Here is a 23,686-nt window from a genome sequence, read left to right as displayed (position 1 = left end):
CATACCGATGAACGTAAGCGCTCACACCTCGATTCTGGTTTCGCAGCTCCGGGCATTCGATGCCGCTGATGGAGAGGAACGCAGGACATGTCTTTATCGTCGGCCCGGTCCCTACAGCCAGAGGGAATCGCAAATGTTGAAGTATAGGTCCATCCTCGGGGCCGTGGCGCTCGCGGCGGCCGTCGTCCTGGTGACGGGGCACGCGGCGATGAGCAGCGGCAGCAGCACAGGAGCCTCGGCGTCCACCGCCGCCGCGCTCGCGGGAACCGCAGGATGTGGAAAGAACCCGACACTGAGCAGCGGAACACACACCATCCAGTCCAGCGGAAAGAATCGCAGCTTCATCCTGCGAATTCCCGCGAACTACAACAACAACAACCCCTATCGCCTGATCTTCGGCATCCACTGGCTGAACGGCACCATGAACGACGTCGACTCCGGTGGAAGCAGCGGGGCCTCCTGGTCCTACTACGGACAGCGGCAGCTGTCGAACAACACCGCGATCTTCATCTCGCCGCAGGGCCTCAACAACGGCTGGGCCAACTCCAACGGCGAGGACGTCACCCTCTTCGACGACATCATGCGGCGGGTGGAGGCGGATCTCTGCGTCGACCCCTCGCTGCGTTTCGCCATGGGGTTCAGCTACGGCGGCGGCATGAGCTTCTCCCTCGCGTGCAGCCGCGCGACGGTCTTCCGCGCGGTCGCGGTGTTCGCCGGCGCGCAGCTCAGCGGATGCAGCGGCGGCAACGAGCCCATCGCCTACATGGGACTGCACGGCATCACCGACAGCGTCCTCAACATCTCGCAGGGACGGACGCTGCGGGACAGGTTCGTCCGCAACAACGGCTGCACCGCGCAGAACCCGCCCGAGCCCGGCCAGGGCAGCCGGGGCCACATCGTCACCGCCTACTCGGGGTGCCGCGCCGGGTACCCGGTCGTCTGGGCCGCGTACGACAACGGTCACACGCCCGCCCCGGTGGACGGGACCTACACCGAGAACGGCGCCCAGACCTGGACCAAGGGAGAGGTGTGGAAGTTCATCTCCCAGTTCCAGAGCACCTCCACGCCCGACCCGACGCCCACCCCGACCGTCACCCCGACCGTCACCCCGACCCCGACGGTCACCCCGACCCCGACGACCAGCTTCCGCCTGCGCAGCGAGGGCGCCGGGCGTTGTGTCGACTCCCCCAACAGCGCCAGCGCCAACGGCACCCTGTTGCAGATCTACGACTGCCACACGGGCGCCAACCAGCTCTTCAGCTACGGCTCCGGCAGGCTCCAGACCCTCGGCAAGTGCCTGGACTCCCCGACGAACGCCGGCTCCGGCACCCGCGTGCAACTGTGGGACTGCCACACCAACAGCAACCAGCAGTGGACCTTCAACTCCAACGGCACCGTGACCAGCGGCGCCAACAACCTCTGCCTCAACGTCACCGGCACCGGCAACACCTCCGCCGTGACCGTCGCCACGTGCAACGGCCAGGCCAACCAGAGATGGACCAGGGCATGACCGCCTGCTAGCCGATGGCAGGCGTCGGGTCCAGGCGGAGTCGCCTGGACCCGACGCGCTTCGTCGCCCAACTCATGGACGCGCACTCGAACGCCACGGGCGTCCCCCTTGGATGTGGACACCTTGGAGGCTGGATCTCAAGGTCCAGGGGAAGAGATGTCCCTGATGGTGATGAAGAACTACCCGCCCGAGTTCAAGGCCGACATTCCCCCTCCCAGCGGCCGGTCCCGAAACCTAGGCGGCGCTTGGCCGTTGAACCGGACATGGGCAGACTCGTCAGGACACATGGGCAGACTCGTCAGGACCGTTTCAGCGGCCGCGCTTCTCGGCGTGACCGCCGGGAGCGCCAATGCCACCGTCGCGGTCCAACCCGTCCGCGTCGCACCCGCACACTCGATAGCGGAGCTCGCCGAGCGCCTGCGCGCCCACGAGTCGGATGACACGTCGCGGTCTCACAGGGCCTACAGCCTCTTCATGCTGTGCGGCGGCTTGCAGAGGGCGCAGGGCTGCGAGCCGTGGCGCCTGGGTCGTCGATCTCGCCTGGGAGGTACGGGGGAACTTCGGCTACGCCCCGCGCAGTTGGACGACCCGGGGGTTGCGCGTTGCCGAATGGGCCCTGTCCTTCGCCGGTTGAGACGGCGCCCCCACCCGAACGGGCGACTGGCGGAACGGGTCCCGTCCGGTCGTGTCCGGGCGAAGCCGGTACCGGCCGGTCAGGCGGGCGTCTCCTTCCGCGAGTCGCTCAGCACCGTGAACGTGATGCCCGCCCGCCGGAGCCGGTCGATCAGCGCGTCGCCCATCGCCACGGCGGTGGTGACCTGGCCCGAGACGTCGGGCAGGTCGTCGGTCGCCAGGCAGAGCGCCGACTCGCCGAGCATCTTGGCGGTCTCGTCGTAACCGGGGTCTCCGCCCGCGACCTCGGTGACGACGCGCGCCCCGCCCCCCTGGCCGAGGAAGGTCACCTTGAACCAGCTCCTGGCCCGCCGCTCGGCGCCGGGACCGTCCCCGGGGGCGAAGCGTCGCAGCAGCAGGGAACGCGCCGGGGGGATCCGGGCCAGCAGGGCGAGCGCCCCCGCCCCCGCGGCGAGGCCCAGCGCGACGGGCAGCCGCCTGACCGCGTAGTGGTGGCGGTAGGTGAAGTCGGGGCCGTAGCGCTCCAGCGCGCGGGCCGAGCGGGCGACGACCCGCGGGTCGAGCGTGGGCAGCGGCAGGGCCCAGCCCCCGACGTAGCGGAGCGACCCGGGCCCGCCGCGCGCCTTCCTGCCCCCGGGAGCCGCCACGGCCACGGCCCCGGCCGTGGTCCCGGGCGCGGGACCCGACCAGGAGTGCCCTTCGAGTTCGCGCCGGAGGCGCGCGGCCTCGGCCGCCTGCCGGAAGCGGGAGATCACCGTGACGGCGGAGTGCACCGTACCGCCCGACGCGCCGCCGGAGGCCCTGACGAACCCGCTGACCTCCAGCGGCACTCCCCGGGGCAGGTGCTTGACGGTGAAGTAGGCGCCGAGGTCGTGCGGGATCGAGTCGAAACCGCACGCGTGCACGAGCTTGGCCCCGGTCCGCCTGGCCCGCTCGTGGTGGCGGATGAACATGCGGTCGACGAACTCGGACTCGCCGGTGATGTCCGCGTAGTGGGTGCCCGCGTCGGCGCAGGCGGCCACGAGCGGCTCGCCGTAGGAGAGGAAGGGGCCCACCGTGGTCGCGACGACCCTGGCCTGCCTCGCGATCTCCGCCAGGGAGGCGGGGTCGGTCGCGTCGGCGTGGAGCAGCGGCAGCTCGGGCAGGCCGATCCGGTCCCTGACCGCTTCGAGCCTGGCCCGGTCGCGCCCGGCCAGGGCCCAGCGCACGGAGGGACCGGCGTGGCGCGCGAGATAGCCGGCGGTGAGCGCCCCGGTGAACCCGGTGGCTCCGAACAGCACGATGTCGTACGGGCGATCGTCAGGCATGGGCAGAGAATCCTCCCTGCCCATGCCTGACGCAAGGCGTACCGCCGGGTGTCGCGCGATCACCCGGTACGGGCACGGCGGCCGCGCCCGTCCCCGGACGGGCGCGGATTCCGTCACGCCCCCGCCCTCACCTCGGTACGGGCGCGGCGACGAGCCGGGGAAGCGCGTTCTCGCCGAACCAGTACGACTCCTCCAGATGGGGATAGCCCGACAGGACGAAATCCTCGATGCCGCCACCCGGGTCAGTTCGGGTGTCGGGGTGGGGCCATCGGGGCGAGGCCGAGATCGGCGAGCGCGGCGGCGCCGCGGGCGGCGTGGTCGCCGCCGGCGAGACCCAGGGTCCGTGCCGACTGGTACCGGCAGCCGGCGGCGTCGAAGGCGTCCGCCGTGGCGAGCAGCCGCTCCTGGTCCTTGTCGAACAGGGCTTCGGCTCGCTCCACGATGGCGGCGGCGACCGGGTTGCCGGCCACGATGATCCGGGCTTCGGCCAGGCGGTCGCGAGCGTCAGGGCTCCCGGCGAGCACGGCGGCCTCGGTACGCAGCGCGACATACCAGTGGTGCCAGATCCAGGTGACCCACTTCCACACCTGCCTGGGCTCGGGGATCATCCGCTCCAGCGCCTCCGGTGCCTGCCCGTGGTGCAGCAGGAGTATCGCGTCGAAGACCGCCCCGTAGCCGTAGGTGTGCTCCGGTGGGGTGCCGAGCTGATCCAGGATCTCCTGCCAGGCGCGCTGGGCGTCATGGTCGTCGCGAAGGCCGTGGATCATCGCCACAGCGGCCACCGCCGGGCAGAGGAGCGACCGGGCGGGGCTGCCTGCCCGCCGCCACGCGTCGAGGAACCGTACGCCTCCGGTGAGCACCTCGTCGACGTTGCCCGCCAGCGCATCGACCATCAGCAGCCGGCACGTAGCGCGGTGACCGACCTCCGCCAGCGATGGATGGTCGGCCAGCTGGCGTGCCCATCGGCGGGCGCCTGGCACATCCCCCGCGCCGAGGCTCGCCTCGGCGACTATACCGAGCGCGTCGATCAGCTCGTGGGTGCCGGCCGGAGAGATCGGCAGGGATGACAGGAGCGTGATCCGGCGGCGGGAGGTGGCCGCGGTGGCGAACGTGTCGCCGGCCCAGCTCTGAGCGCCGGTGAGCGCATCGAGTGCGGCCGACTCGGCGAGCGGGTCGCCGGTCCGGCGGGCGAGCTCGACCGCGCGCTCGGCGCGCGCGATCGTCGCCGGTACGGCGTTGCCGGGCGGGCCCTGGGCGGCACCGAACGCGTCAGTGAGCACCGCGGCCTCGGCCAGCGCCACCGCGGCCCGCGCGGCCGGATCGTCGCCGGCCGGTTCTCGCGCCTCGCTGATCAGCGCGAGCGCCTCCTCCCGGGGCGGGAGCCGCACGAACGTGGTCGAGAACCGGTACGCGGTGGTGGCGGCGGTCGCCAGGTCACGGGCGGCGGCAGCGGTGTCCCCGGCTCGGTGGGCAGCGTCCGCGGCGGCGCGGTAGAGGCGGTACATGTCATCACCACGCGTCCGGCAGCCGGCCACGGCCGCGGCGTGCCGGAGCATCGACGCGGTGGTGGCGGAGGCGTCGGCGAGCGCGGCCGCCTGCTCGTATCGCCGCTGGGATTCGCCGATCAGGTTGCGGTCAAAGGTCAGTTCCGCCAAACGCCGGGCGATGCGCTGCGCGTCGGCATGCCGCTCCGGCTGGCCGGCCGCCCAGGCCAGGGCGGCGCGGAGGTCGTCTGCAACCGCGTCGAACCGGACCCGCCAGTCCGCTCCCACCACCGCCAGGTCGGCGGCCTTGGCCAGGCACCAGCGAAGGTGGCCGGCTCGGGTGCCGGCCAGCTCACCGGCCTCGATGAGCCGCTCGGCCGCGTACTGCCGGATGGTCTCCAGCACTCGGTACTCCGTCCCGCTCGGGGACGCCGTCACCACCAGCAGGCTCTGTTCGGCGAGCCGGGCCAGCCCGTCTGCGACCAGGCCTTCCTCGGACCCGGTGACGTCCGCCGCCGCGGCGGCGGTGAACGGCGCCACGAACACCGACACCTGGCGCAGCAGCGCCCGGTCGCCCGGCTCCAGCAGGGCATGGCTCCAGTCCAGCGCCGCCCGCACCGAACGGTGCCGCTCATCGGCGCGGGATCCGCCGGTGAGCATCCGTAGCGGGTGGGACAGGGCGGCGGTGATGCCGTCCAGGCCGAGCGTGGGATACCGGGCGGCGGCCAGCTCGATCGCCAGCGCCATTCCATCCAGCCGCTCACAGATCGAGGCGATCTGGTCGTGCAGTGGAGGATCCAGCGGCCAGCCGACCGCCGCCGCCCGCTCCCTGAACAACGCGACCGCGTCCGACTCGCCGTCGACGGCCAGCGACAGCGGCGGGACCGGGTACACACGTTCGAACGGAACCATCAGCCGCGCCCGGCTGGTCGCCAGCACCGTCACCCGAGGGCACGTCGCCAGCAACCGCTCGAAAAACAGCGCCGCTCCGTCCACCACGTGCTCGCAGTTGTCCACCACCAGCAGCGCATGACGGTCGGCCAGCGCGGCGACCACCGACTCGGTCATGCCACGGCCAGGCTGCTCGCCGAGGCCGAGCGCCCCGGCGACCGCGGCCGCGACCATACCCGGATCGGTGACCGGCACCAGATCGACGAACCACACCCCGTCGGCGTACTCGCCGGACACGTCCGCGGCCACCGCCAGCACGAGCCGGGTCTTGCCCACTCCGCCGGGGCCGACCGCGGTCACCTGCCGGCATGCCTTGATCATCTCGGTCAGTTCGGCTCGCTCGCTCACCCGGCCGACGAACGAGGTCAGCGGGGCCGGCAGGACCGGTGGTGCCGCGTGAGGCTCGTCGGCGCGGGCGAGTTCGGCCGCTCGCACGGCGAGCGCCCGCCGATCCGGTACCTCCAGCTTGCGCAGCAACGAGGAGACGTGGCTCTCCACGGTGCGCACCGAGATGAACAACCGCGCGCCGATCTCGGCATTGCTGAGATGGGTCCCGACCAGCTCCAGCACCTCGGCTTCCCGAGGGGAGACATCCGCTACCGCGATCACTGTCCCAGTCTGCCGCAAACCCCTCTGTGCCCCATCCGCAGTGGCCACCGTGCGCGATCCGTGTTCTCGATCCGTGTTCTCGATCCGTGGGCGCTTCCGTGGTCGCCACGGAGGTGGATCGGCAGTCCGGGCGAAATGCTGTGAACACCTGCACATCGGGTCGATGTGACCCACGACTTCAGGAGTGACCATGACCGGCTCTTCCACCCGGGGAATCAAGACCGTGCTGCACCCCGTGTCCGACCAGTCGGCGGCCAAGGCGGTGTACGCGGCCCTGCTCGGGGTCCCGCCGCAGACCGACTCGTCCTACTACATCGGTTTCGAGGTTGAGGGCCAGCACATCGGGCTGGTGCCGGGCGGTGGACCGCAGGGCATGACCTCGCCGGTGGCCTACTGGCACGTGGAAGACATCGAGGCGAAGCTGGCCGAGGTGATCGCCGCGGGGGCCACCGTGAGGGAGCCCGCGCACGAGGTCGGCGGCGGCCGCCTGGTGGCCACCGTCACCGACCCCGACGGCAACGTCCTCGGGCTCCTGCAGGACCGGTGAGCGCCGACCCGCCCCTGCCATGTACCGCCGTGTAGCGGCCGCCTGCAAGACGACGAACCCACCTCGTTCAAAGGATCTGCCATGACCTCCTTCGCGTCCATCACCCTGGAAGTTCCCGACCCCACGGCCGCGAACGCCTTCTACAACGCCTTCGGCCTGGGCTCTTACGTGAACGTCCGCGCCTCGGAGACGCCGACGACCGGCTTCCGCGGGTTCGCGCTGTCACTCGTGGTGTCGCAGCCGGGCAACGTCGACGCCCTCATCGGCGCCGCCCTCGACGCCGGCGCCACGACGCTGAAGCCCGCCACGAAGGGGTTCTGGGGCTACGGCGGCGTCGTCCGCGCACCGGACGGGACCATCTGCAAGATCGCGACCTCGAACAAGAAGGACACCGGCCCCGCCGCCCTGCACATCGACCAGGTCGCGCTCTTGCTGGGAGTGGCGGACGTCAAGGCGAGCAAGCGGTTCTACGTCGGCCGCGGCCTGGCCGTGGCCAAGAGCTTCGGCGGCAAGTACGTCGAGTTCGACACCCAGCCGTCGGTCGTCACGCTGGCGCTCTACCCGCGCCGTGCCCTCGCCAAGGACACCGGCGTCTCCCAGGAGGGCACCGGATCGCACCGCATCACGATCGGCGGCGATGCCGGGCCCTTCACCGACCCCGACGGGTTCGTCTGGGAGGCCGCATCCGCCTGAGGCGCGCGGCGGGGCGACCTCGGCGACCTCATCACGCAGGTACATGACGGTGGCACCGGGATCATCCAAGGAAACCGACGAGCGAAACGAACTGCCCGGCCGCGAGCCGACACCGACCGGGTGGAGGACCATCAGATCCCTTCGCAAGACTCCGAACATCAAGATCCTCAAGGAGGAAATCCGCCATGAGCAACACCGAAAGCAGCACCTACCAGGGATTCACGGCCGAGGAGCGTGCCGCGATGAAGGACCACGCCCAAGAGCAGAAGAAGGCGGCGCGCCGCAGCTCACGTGCCGAGAAGGCGGCGGAGGCGGAGCGGGACGTACTCACCAAGATCGCCGAAATGCGGGACTCGGACCGGGTCATGGCTGAGCGCGTCCATGCCGTCATCACGGCCACCGCCCCGGTCCTGGCGCCGAAGCTCTGGTACGGGATGCCCGCCTACGCGTTGAACGACAAGATCGTCTGTTTCTTTCAGAGCGCGGAGAAGTTCAAGGCGCGCTACGCGACGCTCGGGTTCAGCGACCAGGCGAAGCTGGACGAGGGCACGATGTGGGCGGCCGGTTTCGCCCTGACCGAGGTGACGGCCGAGACGGAGTCGCGGATCGGCGCGCTGGTGAAGCGTGCGGTGAGCTAAGGCGCGCGTCCCCGCGAAGCCCGCCCGGCTGACCCCGGCGACCAGGGCCAGGCCGATTCCTGCGACCGCGCCCAGGGCGAAGCCGATCGCGGCCCGCCGTCGCATCCCCGCGTCAACGGCGGGAGCGGGCACGGAGATCTCATCCACGGCTGGAGGCCGGGTTCCCGCTCACCGTCCGGCAAGTAACCCATGAAGTCAATGGGAAATACGGGTTATTGCTAGTTACGCGCCGAAGTGCCCCCGTTGGTAGGTTTTCCGCAAAGAACAAGTGAACGCGCACGGAGGAGCTGGCACGGTGGAGGTCGAGCAGACGGCACTGCCCGGTATAGGACTGCGGCACGAGTTCACGACGCGGTCGGGCAGGCGCATCGGGATCGTCTCTCACCGCACCGGCCGCCGCGACCTGGTGATATACGACCCCGACGATCCCGATCGCGCGTGCGAGACCATCAAGATGAACGACGAGGAGGCCGACGCGCTCGCCGAGCTGCTCGGCGCCCCGCGCATCGTGCAGCGCCTCAACGACCTGCACCGCGAGGTCGAGGGCCTGGTCAGCCTGCAGCTGCCGATCCTGCCCGGCTCCCCGTACGCCGGCCGGCCGATGGGTGACGCGCGCGTCCGCACCCGCACCGGCGCCTCCATCGTGGCCGTGGTGCGCGAGGGCCAGGTGTTCGCCAGCCCCGCCCCCGACTTCGGGCTGGCCGAGAGCGACGTGGTGGTCGTGGTGGGCAGTCCCGAGAGCACATCCGCCGTCTCCGACATCCTTTCCGGCGGGTAGGGCACCGGGTGCACACTGCGATTCTTTTCCTTGAGCTCGGTGCTGTCCTTCTCGGGCTCGGCATACTGGGAGCGCTCGCCCTGAAGGTGGGCATCTCGCCCATCCCCCTCTACCTCATCGCCGGCCTGGCCTTCGGCACCGGCGGCATCCTGCCCCTCGCCACCAGCGAGGAGTTCATCTCGGTCGGCGCCGAGCTCGGCGTCATCCTGCTGTTGCTCACCCTCGGCCTGGAGTACAATGCCGACGAGCTCGTGACGAGCCTCAAGAGCAACGCGCGCGCGGGCGTCGTCGACCTGGTGCTCAACGCCGCACCCGGCGCGATCGCCGCGCTGCTGCTGGGCTGGGGTCCGGTGGCCGCCATCGCCATGGCCGGCGTCACGTACGCGACCTCCTCGGGCATCACCGCGAAGGTCCTGTCCGACCTGGGGTGGATCGGTAACCGCGAGACGCCGGTGGTGCTGTCGCTGCTGGTCTTCGAGGACCTCACGATGGCGATCTACCTGCCGGTCCTCACCGCGGTGCTGGCCGGACTGAGCTTCGCCGGCGGCGCGGTCACCGTGGCGATCGCGCTGGCCGCGGTCAGCGTCGTGCTGCTGGTCGCGCTCCGCTACGGCAAGGCCATCGAGGCGTTCGTCTCCAGCCCCAACTCCGAGGTGCTGCTGCTGAAGGTCATCGGGCTCGCGCTGCTGGTCGCCGGGGTGGCCCAGCAGCTGCAGGTCTCGGCCGCGGTCGGCGCCTTCCTGGTGGGCATCGCGCTCTCGGGCGAGCTGGCCGAGGACGCCCAGGCGCTGCTCACCCCGATCCGCGACCTGTTCGCCGCGGTGTTCTTCGTCTTCTTCGGCCTGCAGACCGACCCGACCAAGATCCTGCCGGTCGCCGGGCTGGCCGCGCTGCTCGCCCTGATCAGCATGATCACGAAGCTGCTCACCGGCGTCTACGCCGCCCGCCGGGCGGGCATCGCCAAGGCCGGGCAGGCGCGGGCCGGTATCGCGCTCATCCCCCGGGGCGAGTTCAACATCGTGATCGCCGGACTCGCGGTGGCCGCCGGGGTCCATCCCGACCTGGGCCCGCTGGCCGCCGCGTACGTCCTCATCCTCGCCGCGTTCGGCCCGCTGGCCGCGCGGCTCGTCCAGCCCTTCATCACCGCCATCGCCAAGCGCGCCTGAGGTCCCGCCCGGCCCGCCGTCCCGGCGGGCCGGGCGGGACCTCCACGGCCGCTCGGCGGGTCATCCGTCCTGGAGTACGGACAGGATGTTGCCCGCGGGGTCCTTGAACCACGCGATGGGGGGACCCTCCTCCCGCATGACGCCCCTGTCGTCCTGCGGGAAGCCGTCGTACCGCTCGAAGACCACCCCGCGCCCGACCAGCCCGTCGACGGCGGCGTCGATGTCGTCCACCGGGAAGTTGAGGATGGTGTACGAGGCCGGGACGTGGCCGTGCTTGGGGTAGACCAGCACCTTCCCGCCCCCGGCGAGGTGCAGGGTCAGCATGCCGTTCTCCTCCGACACCTCCAGTCCCAGGGTCTCGGTGTAGAACTTCCTCGCCGTCTCGACGTCGTCCACCGCGAACCCGCTGAATGCCTTGGTCTGCCGAAACATGTCCTTCTCCTTCTCTTCCCATCATTTCCCGACAGTTCATCGCCCCGTAGCGGCGAGATACTCCTCACTGATCCCGATGTTCCGAGCCTCTAGGCCGCCCAACTTACGGTCACCTCTTTGTACTTTTACGCCACGCGCAAGCGGTACAGCGCCAGCGACGAGGTACCGGCGGTCGGACTCGAGTGCTAGGTGATCAGGAAAAGGCAGGTGTCACCGGTCCCGGTAAGGGCCGTCGCGGTATGGAACCGTCTCCACGCTTTGAGACGGCTGAAAACGCCTTGTTCGTTTCCGCAATTTTGGATTCCTCGACGCCGAACAGCGAAAGCCGGGTCGCGCCGGGCACGACCGGAGCCCCGCCCTCAAGAGGAAAATCCGTACATGTGATGCAACTCACACTCATATAGACAATCAAGAGTGACCATCTTTGACATGTGAGTTGACCATTGTCTATAACGGCGGCGGGCACCGAGACCTGACTCTGGGCATCGGGAAGACGACACTCCGGTTCCTTGACCGATCTACTTCTCTCGATCACATTCGCAGTGATTCTCCTTACGTCTGCTTTCGGTACGCGCGGCCTCCTCGATCGGAGGCCCGCGGCAGCGTGCCGTGAAGGGTGCGTTATGCGAATTCGGCATGCTCGGATGAGATTGGCCACCTTGGTGATCGCCTTGGTGAGTGCCGTGCTCGTCTCCGGGATGGGTGTTCCGGAGAATCTGATCGGGCGGGCCGCCGCGGCGGCGCCGGCTCCGGAACCGTCGGTCGATGGGCGTGCCGTACCCAAAAAGAAGGTCACCAAGGGGGCGGAGGACTCGGTACCCGAAGTGGTGCGACGTACTCCGGTGTGGCCGAAGGCCGGCAGCGCCGAAGTCGATCTCGCACCGGTGGGCCGGGTGTCCAAGGCCGGTGCGCTGCCGGTCAAGGTGGGCAAGGCCAAGGGGTCCGAGCTGGCCACGGTGAGGGTGGAGACCTTGCCAATGGAGAAGGCGCGTGAGCTGGGTGGGGTGGGGGTCGCGGTGCGGCTGACACGTGCCGACGGCGGCGCCGCCACCGGCAAGGTGCGGGCGGAATTCTCCTACGCCGGGTTCCGGGACGCCTACGGCGGTGACTTCGCGAGTCGGTTACAGCTGTTGCGGCTGCCCGCGTGCGCATTGCAAACGCCACGTCCTCGCTCGTGCGTGATACGGCCGAGCACGGTGGCGGCGTCCAACGACCTGAGGGCCGGGACGCTGACGGCCGACATCGAGGCGGCCCCCGCCGGCAAGGCCCAGGCGATGCCTCCCGCCGAGCCGTCCACCCCTGCCAAGGACCGCAAGCAGGCCGCAGCACGGGCGGCAGAGGCCGCACTGGCCTCGCAACTCGCGACCGGATCGGTGTACTTGCTGGCGGCTGGGCTGACCGGTCCGAACGGGAACTGGGGCGCGACCGATCTGAAGCCGTCGGGCACCTGGCAGGCGGGCACCTCCGGCGGCGGGTTCGACTACGATCTGCCGTTGCCGGAGGCCCCCTCGCCTGGCGGGGAGGGGCCGGGGCTGTCGTTGCAGTACGACGCCTCCTCGGTGGACGGGCAGGGGCGGTGGACCAACAACCAGTCCGGTGTGGTTGGGGTGGGCTGGAACCTGAACGCCGGGTTCATCGAGCGACGGTATCGGCGCTGCGCCGTGGACAATTGGTACGACCCCAACACCGCCGACTTGATCTGGTGGGCTGAGGAACTGGGCACCGCCGGGAAAGCTCTGTGCTGGGAGTCACCGGATGAGAACGACGGTGACTCCACCACCAATGACCGAACGCAGTCGGAACTGGTGTTGTCCGCGGGTGGTCGCTCGGCGCAGATCGTCGAGGACCGTACCTCCGGGACGTGGAAGACGGTGCCGGATTTCGGCTGGAAGATCGAGCAGCTCACGGGGGGCACGACCGGCCAGCCGTATTGGAAGGTCACCAATCAGGAAGGCCAGGTGTGGCGATTCGGCTACAACCGCGACGCCCAATGGCAAACGCCGTACGTGGGCAATGAGCACGACCCGCTCGCGGTGGCCGACGAGCCCTGTTTCGACCGCTATTACAACGACGACATCCCGCCCACCTGCACAGGAGCGTGGCGTTGGAACCTCGATCAGGAGGTCGACCGCAACGAGAACGTGATCGATTACTCCTATACCCGGGAGACCAACTACTTCTGCCTGCCCTCCTGCGTCCACGAGGCCTACCGGGTCCTGCCCTACGACCGGGGCGGGTTCCTGGCCGAGGTGAGCTGGGGGCACAACAGCCAGGTGGCCGGGAGCGTGCCGACCACGCGTACCGTGTTCACCACTACTGCCCGCGACGGCGGCGACGTCCCCACCGACCTGTACTGCGCCACCCAGGCCGGTTGCGAGAACGACACCATCGCCTTCTACTCGACTCGCAAGCTCACTTCGGTGCGAACCGAGTCGCGTGACCCCGCCTCGGGCGCCTGGGATCCGGTGAGCCGGCTGGACCTCGCCCACCAGTGGATCTACCAGCGAACCGACTTCGGGCCGGCCTTCGATCCGGTGCTGTGGCTGGACACCGCCCAGCAGACGGGCCTGGCCGCCAGCCCGCCGATCACGCTGCCGCCGCACGACTTCGACGCGGTGATGCTGGCCGGCGCGATGGACTACGACACCATGTCCGACTGGACCAACCTGCTGTCATGGCGGATGGTGCCGCGCGTGGCCGCCATCGCCAACGGCATGGGCGGCCGGATAGAGGTCACCTACGGCCAGGTCGATCCGTGTGGTGGCGGCAAAGGCAGGGTCGGTGGCAACTACCTGACAGACAAGACCGGTGACTGTTTCGAGGTCGATATGGGCAGCGACCCCGAGAGCGGGTACGAAACCTGGACCCGCTACTTCAAACAGCTCGCCACCAAGGTCGTCGAACGCGACATGGTCTCCGGTTCGCCCGACATGGTGCACCAATACGAGTTCCTGGGTACCCCGCGCTGGCAAAACCCCATCCAGTGGGTAGAACTCGGCCTGGCGCCACCCGCCTCGGAGTGGCGCGGCTACGGCCAGGTCCGCACCGTCGCCGGCGCCGGCAGCGACCCGGCTGGCTACACGGTCACCACGCAGACGTTCCTGCGCGGTAGTGGCCAGCAAGTCGCCCATTTCGAGAACGGCACCACTCTGGATGCCCCCGCGTTGCAGGGGCAGTTGCTGCAGGAGCAGGCATGGCAGATGACCACGCTGAGCCCGCGTGCCTACACCGAGGTGAAGTCCACCCGATACGAGTACACGATCCAGTCGACCGGCAACGGTCCCGGCACCCAGGACCCGGCGTTCGTCGTGCGCACCCGCGAACGCTCCAGAGAGAAGGTCACCGGCGGTGGCTGGCGCTACACCGACCTGCGAACCACCTACAACGCCGACGGCCTGCCGAACAGGGTCAACAACTACGGCCAGGACGGTGTCACCAACGACAACAGCTGCCTGACCTATACCTACGCACGTAACACCGATCCCGGCCAGTGGCTGATCGGCTTCCCGTCCGTGACGGAGAAACGCACCGGGGACAACTGCACGACCGGCGCCCTGATCGGCAGGACGGTCACCCTCTACGACGCGGGCACCGACCCGGCCACCAACAAACCGAGCGACGGCAACGCCACCGAGGTGCGCTCTTCCGTTAACGCCTCCACAGTGTCGACCACCAAGGCGACCTTCGACGACTATGGCCGGACCCTGACCTCCACCGACCCGCTGGGCAAAACAGTCACCACCGCCTACAGCCCCACCTCCGGCTGGCCGACCAACGGCACGATCGTCACCAATTCGCTCGGCCACACGACCGTCGACCGCACGTCCCGACTGGTCGGCGAGACGGTCTCGGTCACCGACGCGAACGGCAAGACCGTGGAGTTCGACTACGACGCGCTCGGCCGGGCCACCGCCCTGTGGAAGCCCGGCCATCCGCGCGGCGGCGGCACCCCGAGCGCCACCGCCGTCTATGACATCGCATGGAACGGCGGGTTGGGACAGCCGACCAGCGCCATCAAGACGACAGTGCGGCGGCTGCTGTCGGGAACCGGCACGAGTTCCCGCTGGCTTTCCTCACACACCTATGAGGACGGTTTCGGCCGACCGAGGGAATCCCAGACGGTCTCTCCTGCCGGTGGCCGGATCGTCACCGTCACTACCTATGACGCCCGTGGCCTCTCCCACGTCATCTCCGAACCCGCGCACAACACGGCGCAGCCAGGCAGCGGGCTGCTCAACCCGGCAGTGACGGACCTGCCACAGTGGAACAAGGTGCTCTACGACGACCAGGAGCGTCCCACCGCCGCCATCTCCTACCACCTGGGCACCGAGCTCCGCCGTACGACCAGCGTCTACACCGGGGTCGAGCGAGCCGAAGTGACGCCACCGGTGGGGGCGAAGACGACGACAATCACCGATGTGTTCGACCGCACCGTCAAGGTCGAGGAATGGGCCGACGCCGGTACGCACGGCGACACCACCTTCGACTACGACCTCAACGGCAACCTGTCGAAGATCACCGATGCCAACGGCAACGTCCGGACCTTCACCACCGACTGGCTTGGCCGTCGTACCGCGGCCAGCGACCCGGACTCGGGTTCCACCGGTTACGGCTACGACCTGGCCGGCCGCCTGACCTGGGCCACCAATGGTTTGGGACAGAAGGTCTCCACCACCTACGACGACCTGGGCCGTCGCACCGCCCAGTGGGCCGGGGAGGCGGGCAGCGGCACCAAGCTGGCCGAATGGACCTACGACAGTGTGGCCAAGGGACAGCCCGCCACCGCCACCCGGTACATGGACGGCCGGACCTACACCCAGGCGGTGACCGCCTACGACGACGACTACCGCCGCACCGCCACCACCCTCACCGTCCCCGCCGGCGAAGGCGCTCTCGCCGGCACCTATGCCTTCACCGCGAGCTTCGACGCGGCGGGCAACCTGCGCGAGCAGGGCGTGCCCGCGGCGGGCGGGCTTCCCGCCGAGACGATCACCCATTCCTACACCGATCTCGGCCTGGTCAAGGGTGTCTCCTCCGGCCACTCCGGCGGATTCACCTACGTCAAGGACACGACCTTCACCGCCACGGGAAAGCTCGCCACCCGGCTCCTGGGCGGCAACGGCCAGGTCAAGCGCACCTTGGAACGGGACGCGACGACCGGCTGGCTCGCCCGGATCACCACGCAGACCAAGGCCGACACCGGCACTCCCGACACCGTTCAGGACGACCGCTACAGCTACGACACCGCAGGAAAGATCACCCGTGTCCTCGACGCCGCCTCGGCCATGCCCGGCGGAACCGCCGGGCAGTCCGAGTGCTACACGTACGACGGCCTACGACGACTCACCGCCGCCTGGACCACCACCACCAACGCGTGCGACGCCGACTCAACCGACGGCCACGGCGTTGACCCGTACGACCAGAGCTACACCTACGACAAGGTCGGCAACCTCACCAGCCTGACCGACAACGGCCAGACCGCCATCTATGCCTACCCGGCCCCGGGCGCCACCGCCGTGCGGCCCAACGCGGTCACCTCCATCACCCGGCCCGGCGGCACCGACTCCTACGCCTACGACAACGCCGGCCAACTCACCGCCCGCACCGTCGGCGGCGAGCAAGGCACCCTCGGCTGGAACGAACTTGGCCAGCTCACCCGCGCCACCATCGACGGCCAGCACACCGACATGGTCTACGACGCCGACGGGCAACGCCTGATCCGGCGCGCCCCCGACGGCACGACCACGCTCTATCTCGACGGCACAGAGCTCACCCTGACGGGCGGACAGGTCACGGCCAAGCGCTACTACGCCACCTCCGACGGGGCCACGATCGCCCTGCGTGACGGAGGGGGGGTCAGATGGCTACTGTCCGGCCTGCACGGCAGCCAGCAACTGGCTGTCGACGCCACCACCGGCCAGGTCAGCAGGGAACGCTACCTGCCCTTCGGCCAGCGGCGCGGCGCCGATGACCTGCCCTTCACCGACCGCGGCTTCCTGGGCAAGACCGAGGACGACTCCACCGGCCTGACCTACCTGTCGGCCCGCTACTACGACCCCGCGATCGCCAAGTTCGTCAGCACGGACCCGCTGCTGGACCTGACCACCCCCCAGTGGGCCAACCCTTACTCCTATGCCGGCAACGACCCCATCGGCCAGTCCGACCCCGACGGGCTACGCCCGGACCACTGCGGCGACGGCTCCGGCCGCGCCGAATGCACCACCACCATCCAGCAGAAGTTCGCCAAACGGCAGCCACTGACCAAGGCGGAGGTCGCCGAACACGTCTACAACACCCACTACAGCAACCTGAGCACGAACCAGAAGCAGACGGTGTGGATGGCATGGAAGGCCCAGACCGATCCCGACGCCGTCAACGCCTGGGTGAAGAGAACCCTCGCCGAACGCGACCGGCGCTCCGCGATCATGGTGCGGGACTTCCTGTGGGCCCTGTTCATTGACGACTACCCCGAATGCGCCCGTGGTGATGCCTTGGCATGCGCCGGCGTCATTCCATGGGGCAAAGCCATCGGGCTTCCCACCAGAGTGATCAAGAAGCTGGCGGGCAAGGCGGACGACACCGTGGCCGCAGGGCGCAAGGCCGACACGGCGAGCTGCAGCAGTTTCGTGCCAGGCACCCGCGTACTCATGGCGGACGGGACCACCAAGGCCGTCGAGGACGTCGTCATCGGCGACAAGGTCATCGCCACGGACCCGGAAACCGGGAAGACCTCGGCCAAGCCAGTCATCGCGCTCCTCACCAGCGAGGGCGGCAAGAACCTGGTCCAGCTCACGGTGGACACAGACGGCGCGCGCGGCGACGCCACCGGAGTGATCATCGCGACCGCCGAACACCCCTTCTGGACTGACGAGACGCGCCGCTGGCGGCCAGCTGGTGAACTGCGGCCGGGCCAGTGGCTGCGGACCAGCACCGGTGCCCAGGTCCGGGTCAGCGCCGTCGCCCGATGGAGCACCTCCGACCAACGGGTGCACAATTTGACCGTCGACGGGATCCACACCTACCACGTGTCCGCCGGCACACAGCACGTGCTGGTGCACAATGCCGGCCCATGCCCGAAGAACGCCTGGCTCAACAAAGCCGACTTCTCTTATAAGCTCGTTCAGAAGAAGTACAAGAGTCACGCGCATCAGTTCGGAGTGCACGGCAACGAGAACAAGGCCAACGTGCTGGAGTTCGCCAAGAAGCTGAAAGAACACATGGCGGCGCCGGGCACCAAGATGTTCCGCTTCAAATACCACGGCCAGGGAATCGCCATAGGTTTCATCGACATGAAGACAGGCTTGATGGTGATGCTCCGCCCCAACGGGGCTTTCTGGTCCTCCTGGAAACTGGGTGCCAACCAGATCGACGATATTGTCCGCAAGGGTGAGTTGTGGTGATGCCCTCCTCCGCGGAACCGCCCGACACCAGCGGGCGGTTGTGTGACCGCCTGCTAGACGGCCGGACGCGGTTCAACCGCGCCTGGCTGGGCCAGGAGGGCAGGGTCGCCGCCCCGTTGCTGTCGTACGGGCCTCGTGACAAAGCACTCCTGGCGAGCATGGCCGGAGGGGTACGGGCGGCGGGCTTCGACCACCTGATCGGTGCCCGCGTCGCGGCCGAGCACGCGCACGACGCGCTCGCCCGTGTGACCCCCCACCCCGAGGGCATGCCGATACCCGACGGGTGGGGTGACACCGATGTCCTTCTCGTACTTCCCGACCTCTCGGGCGCGGTGTTCCTCAGCGTCGAGCGATACGCGCTCATCGGCGGCTCGACCGGCTTTGTCGCGCTGTGCGCGAGCGCCTCGGTAGACGACGCGCGTGCGCGGTTCGCACGACACGCCAGGAAACTGGCAGCGTCCCATCCGATATTGATGGACATCGCCGCCGGATACCCTCCACGATGGCACTCGTGGTCATCGCCGGGCGAGGCGCCTGCCGGTTCCCACACCAGGCAGCTCGTCGACCTGGTCGAGAAACTCCTGCGAGAGAGGATCACACTGCGGGAGATCTCCGCCGAATGGTTCAGAACCCGGTCGGCGGCCATGGCCGACGGCGAGCGGGTGCACGGCACGCTCGGCGAGCTGCTGGACGAGGTCTTCTACATCCTGGACGAGGAGTACGTCGACGACCCTGCCCTACGGTCCCCCGGCGACCCGCGGGATGAGGAGATCGTGGAGAAGATCTCCTTGGCGTGGCACCGGGCAACCAGCCGGCCGTGACGAGCGCCGCGGAGCTCCGGTACCCGTCACGCCCTGCTCGCGCCACCGGATCCGGTGGCGCGAGCAGGGCGTGACGGGAGCTCAGTGTCCGGCGGCGGGTCCTTCCCATTCCGCGGCGAGCAGCTCGTAGGAGTGGACCCGGTCGGCGTGGTCGTGGGTGATGGTGGTGACGAGCAGCTCGTCGGCGCCGGTGACGTCGCGCAGCACGCGCAGCCTCTCCGCGACGGTCCGCGGGGAGCCGACGAACTGGGTGGCCAGCCGGTCGGCGACCAGCGCCCGGTCCTCCTCCGTCCACTCGTGGGCCGCGGCCGCGGCCTCGGCCGGTGTCGGGAACGGCATCGCCCCGGCGCCGGTGCGGATGCTGCGGACCCAGAGCCCGTACGGGGACGCGAGCTCCCGGACCGTCTCGTCGTCCTCCGCCACGACGACGTCGGCCGAGACGACCAGGTAGGGCTCGGCGAGGACCTCCGAGGGCTTGAACGCCTCCCGGTACGCCTCCGCGGCGTCCAGCACCCCGGACGGGCTGACGTGGTAGTTCGCCGCGAACGGCAGCCCCCGCTCCCCGCCACCTGCGCGCTCTGCCCGCCGCTGCTGCCCAGGATCCACAGCCGCAGATCCGCGCCCTCGCCCGGCACGGCGTGCGCGGCCACCCCCTCGGGGGAACGGTAGGTCCCGGCCAGCAGCGCCGCGATCTCGTCGACCTGGTCGGCGAGGTCGGGGCTCTCCGCGCCTGGCTGCTGCAGCAGCGCGCCGTACAGGGAGAACAGCGGCGACTTCGCGAGCGCGGCGAAGGAGCGGATGGGCCGCTGCAGCGGGCGCGGCCAGGTCTCCGCGTCGGTCAGGGACGGCCGGAACCTTCCCGACCAGGTCACCTTGTCCTCCCGCCACAGGCGGCGGAACAGCTCGTAGCCCTCCCGGTTGCGCTCCCACTGGTCCTCGCCGGTCACGTGGAACAGCTGGGCCTGCGCGGCGCCGTTGCCCTTACGATCGAGTCGTCCGAGATGTCCGGGTCGATCTCGGGCAGCGGCCCCTCGGGGTCGTAGGCCGACAGGTCCCGGTTCCACAGCTGTTCCAGCAGCAGGATCGCGGTCTGCGGGCTCACCTGCTGGCGGCGGATGTGGTCGGCGTTCTCCTGGGCCTCGGCGTCGGTGTCGCCGAGCGCGAACGTGACACCGGGAAGGATCTTCAGGGAGTCGGGCGACCGGCCGTGCGCGGCCAGCCTCGACTTGATGTCGCGGTAGAAGGCCTGCCCCTCCTGGAGCCTGCTGTGCCGGGAGAAGACGGCGTCGGCGGTGGCCGCCGCGAAGGCCCGGCCGCCCTCGGAGGCTCCGGCCTGGATGGTGAGCGGGCGGCCCTGCGGGCTGCGCGGCACGGTGAAGTGGCCGCCGATGTCGAAGTGGGCGCCCCGGTGGGCGAACTCCCCCGCGCCCGCCCTGGCGAACGTGCCCGCCGCCGGATCCGCGACGAGGTCGCCGGCGGCCCACGAGTCCCAGAGCTCGTTGACGGTCCGCACGAACTCCTCGGCCCGCTCGTAGCGTTGCGCGTACTCCAGGAAACCGCCCCGCCGGAAGTTCTCCCCGGTGAACGCGTCGGAGGAGGTGACGACGTTCCACCCGGCCCGGCCGCCGGACAGGTGGTCGAGGGTGGCGAGCTTTCGAGCGAGCTCGTACGGCTCGTTGAAGGTGGCGTTGATCGTCCCGGCCAGGCCCAGGTGGTCGGTGACCGCGGCGAGGCCGGAGAGCACGGTGAGCGAGTCGGGGCGGCCGACCACGTCGAGGTCGTGGATCTTCCCGCGCTGTTCGCGCAGCCGCTGCCCGTCCGCGAGGAAGAAGAAGTCGAACCTCCCGCGCTCGGCGGTCCGCGCCAGGTGGGTGAACGAGGCGAAGTCGATCTGGCTGCCCGAGGCGGGATCGCTCCAGACCGTGTGGTTGTTCACGCCCGGGAAGTGGGCGGCGAGGATGACCTGCTTCATCGTCGGCTCCCTGCGTAGCGGCCGGCGGGTCGGGGCAGGCGAAGGTGGCCGCGCAGCGTGCCGGCCTCGTACGCGCGGCGGAAGGCGCCGCGTCCCTGCAGCTCCGGCACCAGGCCGCGGGTGATCGCGTTCAGGTCGGCCGGCAGCACGGCGGGCCTGAGCCTGAAGCCCTCCAGACCGGCCGCGCGCCACTCCAGGAGCAGGTCGGCGAGCTCGCCGGGCGTGCCCGTGAAGATCGCGGCGTCGGAGGTGTACGCGGCACCGTCGAGCTCGTCGAGCCGGGCCCTGCGCTCGCGGGCGTCGTCCCCGTCCTCTCCCAGGAACACGACGAGGTCCGCGAAGATCTTCAGTGCGCCGGCGCCCGGGTCGCGTACCTCTCCCTCGATCTCGCGCACCTCCGCCACGACGGCCCGCGCCCGCTCGGTGTCGTGCGGCGTGACGTGGACGACGTCGGCGCCGCGCGCGGCGAACTCGTACGGCAGCCGGGCGTGCGCCAGCGCGGTGACCAGCGGCTGTCCCTGGGGAGGTCGCGGCACGATGGACGGCCCCTTGACCGTGAAGCGCTCGCCCTCGAAGTCGACGTAGTGGAGCTTGTCGCGGTCGACGAACCGGCCGGTGGCCACGTCGCGGATGACCGCGTCGTCCTCCCAGCTGTCCCACAGGCGCCGCACCGCCTCCACGGCGTCGGCGGCGTCGCCGAACAGCTCCCGCACCAGGGGGGATCTGTCGATGTCGCCGAGGTCCTCCGGCCTCAGCTCGGGAACCTCCCTGCGGCCGAAGTGGGCGGCCTCGGTGTGGCGCCCGGAGATCTGGGCGCGCCATCCGGCCCGCCCGGAACTGACGTAGTCGAGGGTGGCGATGGAGCTCGCGACGTGGAAGGGCTCGGTGTGCGTGGTGGTGACCGTGGGCACCAGCCCGATCCTGCTCGTCAGCAAAGCGATCCTGGAGACCACGAGGGCGGCGTCGAGACGCCCGCGCACCTGGTCGGTGCGGCCGTCGTGGCCGTCCAGGCGCGTGGTCTGCAGGGCGAGGGAGTCCTCGATGGTGACGAAGTCGAGGAGGCCGTGCTCGGCCTCGGCCGCCAGGGCGGCCCAGTAGGCGGCGGTGAACAGGGCTTTCGGGGAGGCGGCGGGGTCACGCCAGGCCGCGGGATGCCATCCGGCGCCGTCGAGAGCGACGGCGAGCTGCAAGGGAACTGCCGACATATGACGACAATAACCCCAAAACCCTTAATCTCTACATGTTTAGTCGGCTGTATCGCGGAAGCCTGCCCGTCGAGCCGCCGTCTCCGGGACGAGGAGCCCCCGGGAGGGACGTCCTCCTGACGTCGGCGCCAAGATCTGATAGGCATTCGTCCCGTGACGCGCTTTCTGACAGTTCTCGCGACGGTTCTCCCCTTGATGGCCGCCACGGCTCCGGCTTCGGCCGCGGCCTCCGGCAAGCCGCGCGTCCCGGCGGGGGTGACCGCCGGGTACGTGGTCTTCGACCGGCAGGCGGCGAAGGTGACCGAGTACCGCAACGCGCATCGAAGGTTCCGGTCGGCGTCGGTGGTGAAGATCCTCATCGCGATCGACCATCTGGAGTCGCGCAGGAGCGTTCCCCAGCGGGACCTGGCGCTGCTCAAGGCCATGCTGCGGGTCAGCGACGACGACGCGGCGACGTCCTTCTGGACCCGGGGCGGCCAGGGGAGGATCGTCCAGCGGATGGCGCGCAAGCTGCGGCTCACCGACACCGTTCCCCCACCGGCCGGCAAGCCGGGCTTCTGGGGTTACACCTCGCTCAGCGCGATGGACGTCGTCAAGACCTACCGCTACCTGCTCGACAGGGCCGACCCCGAGGTCCGCGACCTGATCCTGGGCCATCTGCGCAGGTCGGGGCAGTGCGGCTCCGACGGTTTCGACCAGTACTTCGGCATCCCCCGCGCGGTGCGCGGGCCGTGGGCGGTCAAGCAGGGCTGGTCGGGGTACGGTTCCACGCCCCCGGCCCGCTGCCGTCCCGCGACCTCCACCGCGTCCACGACCCGCCCCACGACCTCCACCACGTCCGTGTCCGTGTCCGCGGCCCGGCTCGCGTCCGGCGGCGACGTCCCGCTCACCGCGCGGGTCGTGCCCGCCGCACGGGTAGCGCCCGCCCAGGCCGGGCCGGTGCCGGACCTGGGGCGCCCGGTCCTGCACACCACCGGGCTCGTCGGGCCCAAGGAGCGCTGGATCGTGGTCCTGCTGACCGCCCACCCGGCGGGGACCACCTGGCAGCGCTCCGCCGCCCAGACGACGAAGCTGGCCCGGGAGGTCCACCTCAGCGGAATCTCCTGATCACCGCCCCGACTCGTCGAGGGAGGCGATGACGCGGCGCAGGGTGTGCTTCAGGTCGAGGACCTCGGCGGGGGCGAGACCGGCCGCCCCGAAGATCTGGGCGGGGACGTCGCACGCCCGCTCCTCCAGCTGGGACCCCTTGGACGTGAGCCGCACCAGCACGGAACGCTCGTCGTCGGCGCTGCGCTCGCGGCGCACCAGGCTCGCCGCCTCCAGCCGCTTCAGCAGCGGCGACAGGGTGCCCGAGTCGAGCCGCAGCCTGACGCCGAGTTCCTTGACCGTCACCGGCTCGCACTCCCAGAGCACCATCATGACCAGATACTGCGGGTAGGTCAGGCCGAGGTCGGCCAGCACCCTGCGGTAGGCGGCGTCCAGCGCGCGAGACGCCGCGTGCACGTCGAAGCAGATCAGGTTGTCGACGGAGATCTTCACG

General features: G+C 69.9%; 15 protein-coding genes and 1 pseudogene. 9 read left to right on the top strand and 7 right to left on the bottom strand.

Annotated elements, in window-relative coordinates:
- Positions 1-133 precede the first annotated feature (133 nt).
- Positions 134-1,510, top strand: coding sequence for a ricin-type beta-trefoil lectin domain protein (locus tag ACTOQ2_RS09690; protein ID WP_440099308.1), 1,377 nt, complete (start codon positions 134-136; stop codon positions 1,508-1,510).
- 713 nt (positions 1,511-2,223) lie between these two features.
- Here the strand turns inward: ACTOQ2_RS09690 and ACTOQ2_RS09685 are convergent.
- Positions 2,224-3,450, bottom strand: coding sequence for a saccharopine dehydrogenase family protein (locus ACTOQ2_RS09685; RefSeq protein ID WP_440099307.1), 1,227 nt, complete (start codon positions 3,448-3,450; stop codon positions 2,224-2,226).
- Between the two features lie 242 nt (positions 3,451-3,692).
- Positions 3,693-6,494 carry an ATP-binding protein gene (locus ACTOQ2_RS09680; RefSeq protein WP_440099306.1) on the bottom strand — a complete coding sequence of 934 codons (2,802 nt, stop codon included), beginning with the start codon at positions 6,492-6,494 and terminating at the stop codon, positions 3,693-3,695.
- Positions 6,495-6,684: 190 nt separating this feature from the next.
- Between ACTOQ2_RS09680 and ACTOQ2_RS09675 the strand changes: the two genes are divergently transcribed.
- From ACTOQ2_RS09675 to ACTOQ2_RS09655, 5 genes are all read left to right on the top strand, one after another.
- Positions 6,685-7,041: a VOC family protein gene (locus ACTOQ2_RS09675; RefSeq protein WP_440099305.1), complete on the top strand. Its 357-nt coding sequence runs from the start codon at positions 6,685-6,687 to the stop codon at positions 7,039-7,041.
- Positions 7,042-7,122: 81 nt separating this feature from the next.
- The gene (locus ACTOQ2_RS09670; protein ID WP_440099304.1) at positions 7,123-7,734 is read left to right on the top strand and encodes a glyoxalase; all 612 of its coding nucleotides are present in this window, start codon (positions 7,123-7,125) and stop codon (positions 7,732-7,734) included.
- A gap of 185 nt (positions 7,735-7,919) precedes the next feature.
- Positions 7,920-8,372: an iron chaperone gene (locus ACTOQ2_RS09665; RefSeq protein WP_440099303.1), complete on the top strand. Its 453-nt coding sequence runs from the start codon at positions 7,920-7,922 to the stop codon at positions 8,370-8,372.
- A 295-nt stretch (positions 8,373-8,667) separates the two neighbouring features.
- Positions 8,668-9,150, top strand: coding sequence for a cation:proton antiporter regulatory subunit (locus tag ACTOQ2_RS09660; RefSeq protein ID WP_440066327.1), 483 nt, complete (start codon positions 8,668-8,670; stop codon positions 9,148-9,150).
- An 8-nt stretch (positions 9,151-9,158) separates the two neighbouring features.
- Complete coding sequence (locus ACTOQ2_RS09655; protein ID WP_440099302.1) at positions 9,159-10,316, top strand: cation:proton antiporter; 1,158 nt, start codon at positions 9,159-9,161, stop codon at positions 10,314-10,316.
- 60 nt (positions 10,317-10,376) lie between these two features.
- Here the strand turns inward: ACTOQ2_RS09655 and ACTOQ2_RS09650 are convergent, their stop codons facing one another.
- Positions 10,377-10,748: a VOC family protein gene (locus ACTOQ2_RS09650; RefSeq protein WP_362843135.1), complete on the bottom strand. Its 372-nt coding sequence runs from the start codon at positions 10,746-10,748 to the stop codon at positions 10,377-10,379.
- Positions 10,749-11,410: 662 nt separating this feature from the next.
- Here ACTOQ2_RS09650 and ACTOQ2_RS09645 point away from each other — a divergent pair.
- Positions 11,411-18,148, top strand: coding sequence for a polymorphic toxin-type HINT domain-containing protein (locus ACTOQ2_RS09645; protein WP_440099377.1), 6,738 nt, complete (start codon positions 11,411-11,413; stop codon positions 18,146-18,148).
- Positions 18,148-18,969 (top strand): hypothetical protein, encoded by an 822-nt coding sequence (locus tag ACTOQ2_RS09640; RefSeq protein ID WP_440099301.1) that lies wholly within the window; start codon positions 18,148-18,150, stop codon positions 18,967-18,969. Before ACTOQ2_RS09645 ends, ACTOQ2_RS09640 begins: the two co-directional genes overlap by 1 nt.
- Before the next feature lie 81 nt (positions 18,970-19,050).
- On the opposite strand, the pseudogene ACTOQ2_RS09635 reads toward ACTOQ2_RS09640, so the two are convergent.
- The 3 genes and pseudogenes from ACTOQ2_RS09635 to ACTOQ2_RS09625 form a co-directional block, all read right to left on the bottom strand.
- A pseudogene (locus tag ACTOQ2_RS09635) lies at positions 19,051-19,955 on the bottom strand (LLM class flavin-dependent oxidoreductase); the annotation flags it as partial.
- The gene (locus ACTOQ2_RS09630; protein ID WP_440099300.1) at positions 19,913-20,941 is read right to left on the bottom strand and encodes an NtaA/DmoA family FMN-dependent monooxygenase; all 1,029 of its coding nucleotides are present in this window, start codon (positions 20,939-20,941) and stop codon (positions 19,913-19,915) included. The gene ACTOQ2_RS09630 and the pseudogene ACTOQ2_RS09635, both read right to left, overlap by 43 nt.
- Entirely contained in the window at positions 20,938-22,146 is a 1,209-nt protein-coding gene (locus ACTOQ2_RS09625; protein WP_440099299.1) for an LLM class flavin-dependent oxidoreductase, read from the bottom strand. Before ACTOQ2_RS09625 ends, ACTOQ2_RS09630 begins: the two co-directional genes overlap by 4 nt.
- Positions 22,147-22,341: 195 nt before the next feature.
- Here ACTOQ2_RS09625 and ACTOQ2_RS09620 point away from each other — a divergent pair, with 195 nt between their 5' ends.
- Positions 22,342-23,253: a hypothetical protein gene (locus tag ACTOQ2_RS09620; RefSeq protein WP_440099298.1), complete on the top strand. Its 912-nt coding sequence runs from the start codon at positions 22,342-22,344 to the stop codon at positions 23,251-23,253.
- Here ACTOQ2_RS09620 and ACTOQ2_RS09615 read toward each other — a convergent pair whose 3' ends face one another.
- On the bottom strand, positions 23,254-23,685 hold the full coding sequence (locus ACTOQ2_RS09615) for a MarR family winged helix-turn-helix transcriptional regulator (RefSeq protein WP_440099297.1): 432 nt from the start codon (positions 23,683-23,685) through the stop codon (positions 23,254-23,256).
- Position 23,686: the final 1 nt, after the last annotated feature.

The organism is Streptosporangium sp. H16 (assembly GCF_051918855.1).
In the GTDB taxonomy this organism is placed as follows: domain Bacteria; phylum Actinomycetota; class Actinomycetes; order Streptosporangiales; family Streptosporangiaceae; genus Streptosporangium.
The sequence above is the reverse complement of the archived record's forward strand: the minus strand, read 5'-3'. Positions and strand labels throughout refer to the sequence as shown.

Excerpts from the sequence above, each read along its gene's own strand:
- ACTOQ2_RS09690 (WP_440099308.1), top strand. The coding sequence starts at position 134 with ATGTTGAAGTATAGGTCCATCCTCGGGGCCGTGGCGCTCGCGGCGGCC.
- ACTOQ2_RS09685 (WP_440099307.1), bottom strand. The coding sequence starts at position 3,450 with ATGCCTGACGATCGCCCGTACGACATCGTGCTGTTCGGAGCCACCGGG.
- ACTOQ2_RS09675 (WP_440099305.1), top strand. The coding sequence starts at position 6,685 with ATGACCGGCTCTTCCACCCGGGGAATCAAGACCGTGCTGCACCCCGTG.
- ACTOQ2_RS09670 (WP_440099304.1), top strand. The coding sequence starts at position 7,123 with ATGACCTCCTTCGCGTCCATCACCCTGGAAGTTCCCGACCCCACGGCC.
- ACTOQ2_RS09665 (WP_440099303.1), top strand. The coding sequence starts at position 7,920 with ATGAGCAACACCGAAAGCAGCACCTACCAGGGATTCACGGCCGAGGAG.
- ACTOQ2_RS09650 (WP_362843135.1), bottom strand. The coding sequence starts at position 10,748 with ATGTTTCGGCAGACCAAGGCATTCAGCGGGTTCGCGGTGGACGACGTC.
- ACTOQ2_RS09640 (WP_440099301.1), top strand. The coding sequence starts at position 18,148 with ATGCCCTCCTCCGCGGAACCGCCCGACACCAGCGGGCGGTTGTGTGAC.
- ACTOQ2_RS09630 (WP_440099300.1), bottom strand. The coding sequence starts at position 20,941 with ATGAAGCAGGTCATCCTCGCCGCCCACTTCCCGGGCGTGAACAACCAC.
- ACTOQ2_RS09625 (WP_440099299.1), bottom strand. The coding sequence starts at position 22,146 with ATGTCGGCAGTTCCCTTGCAGCTCGCCGTCGCTCTCGACGGCGCCGGA.
- ACTOQ2_RS09620 (WP_440099298.1), top strand. The coding sequence starts at position 22,342 with ATGGCCGCCACGGCTCCGGCTTCGGCCGCGGCCTCCGGCAAGCCGCGC.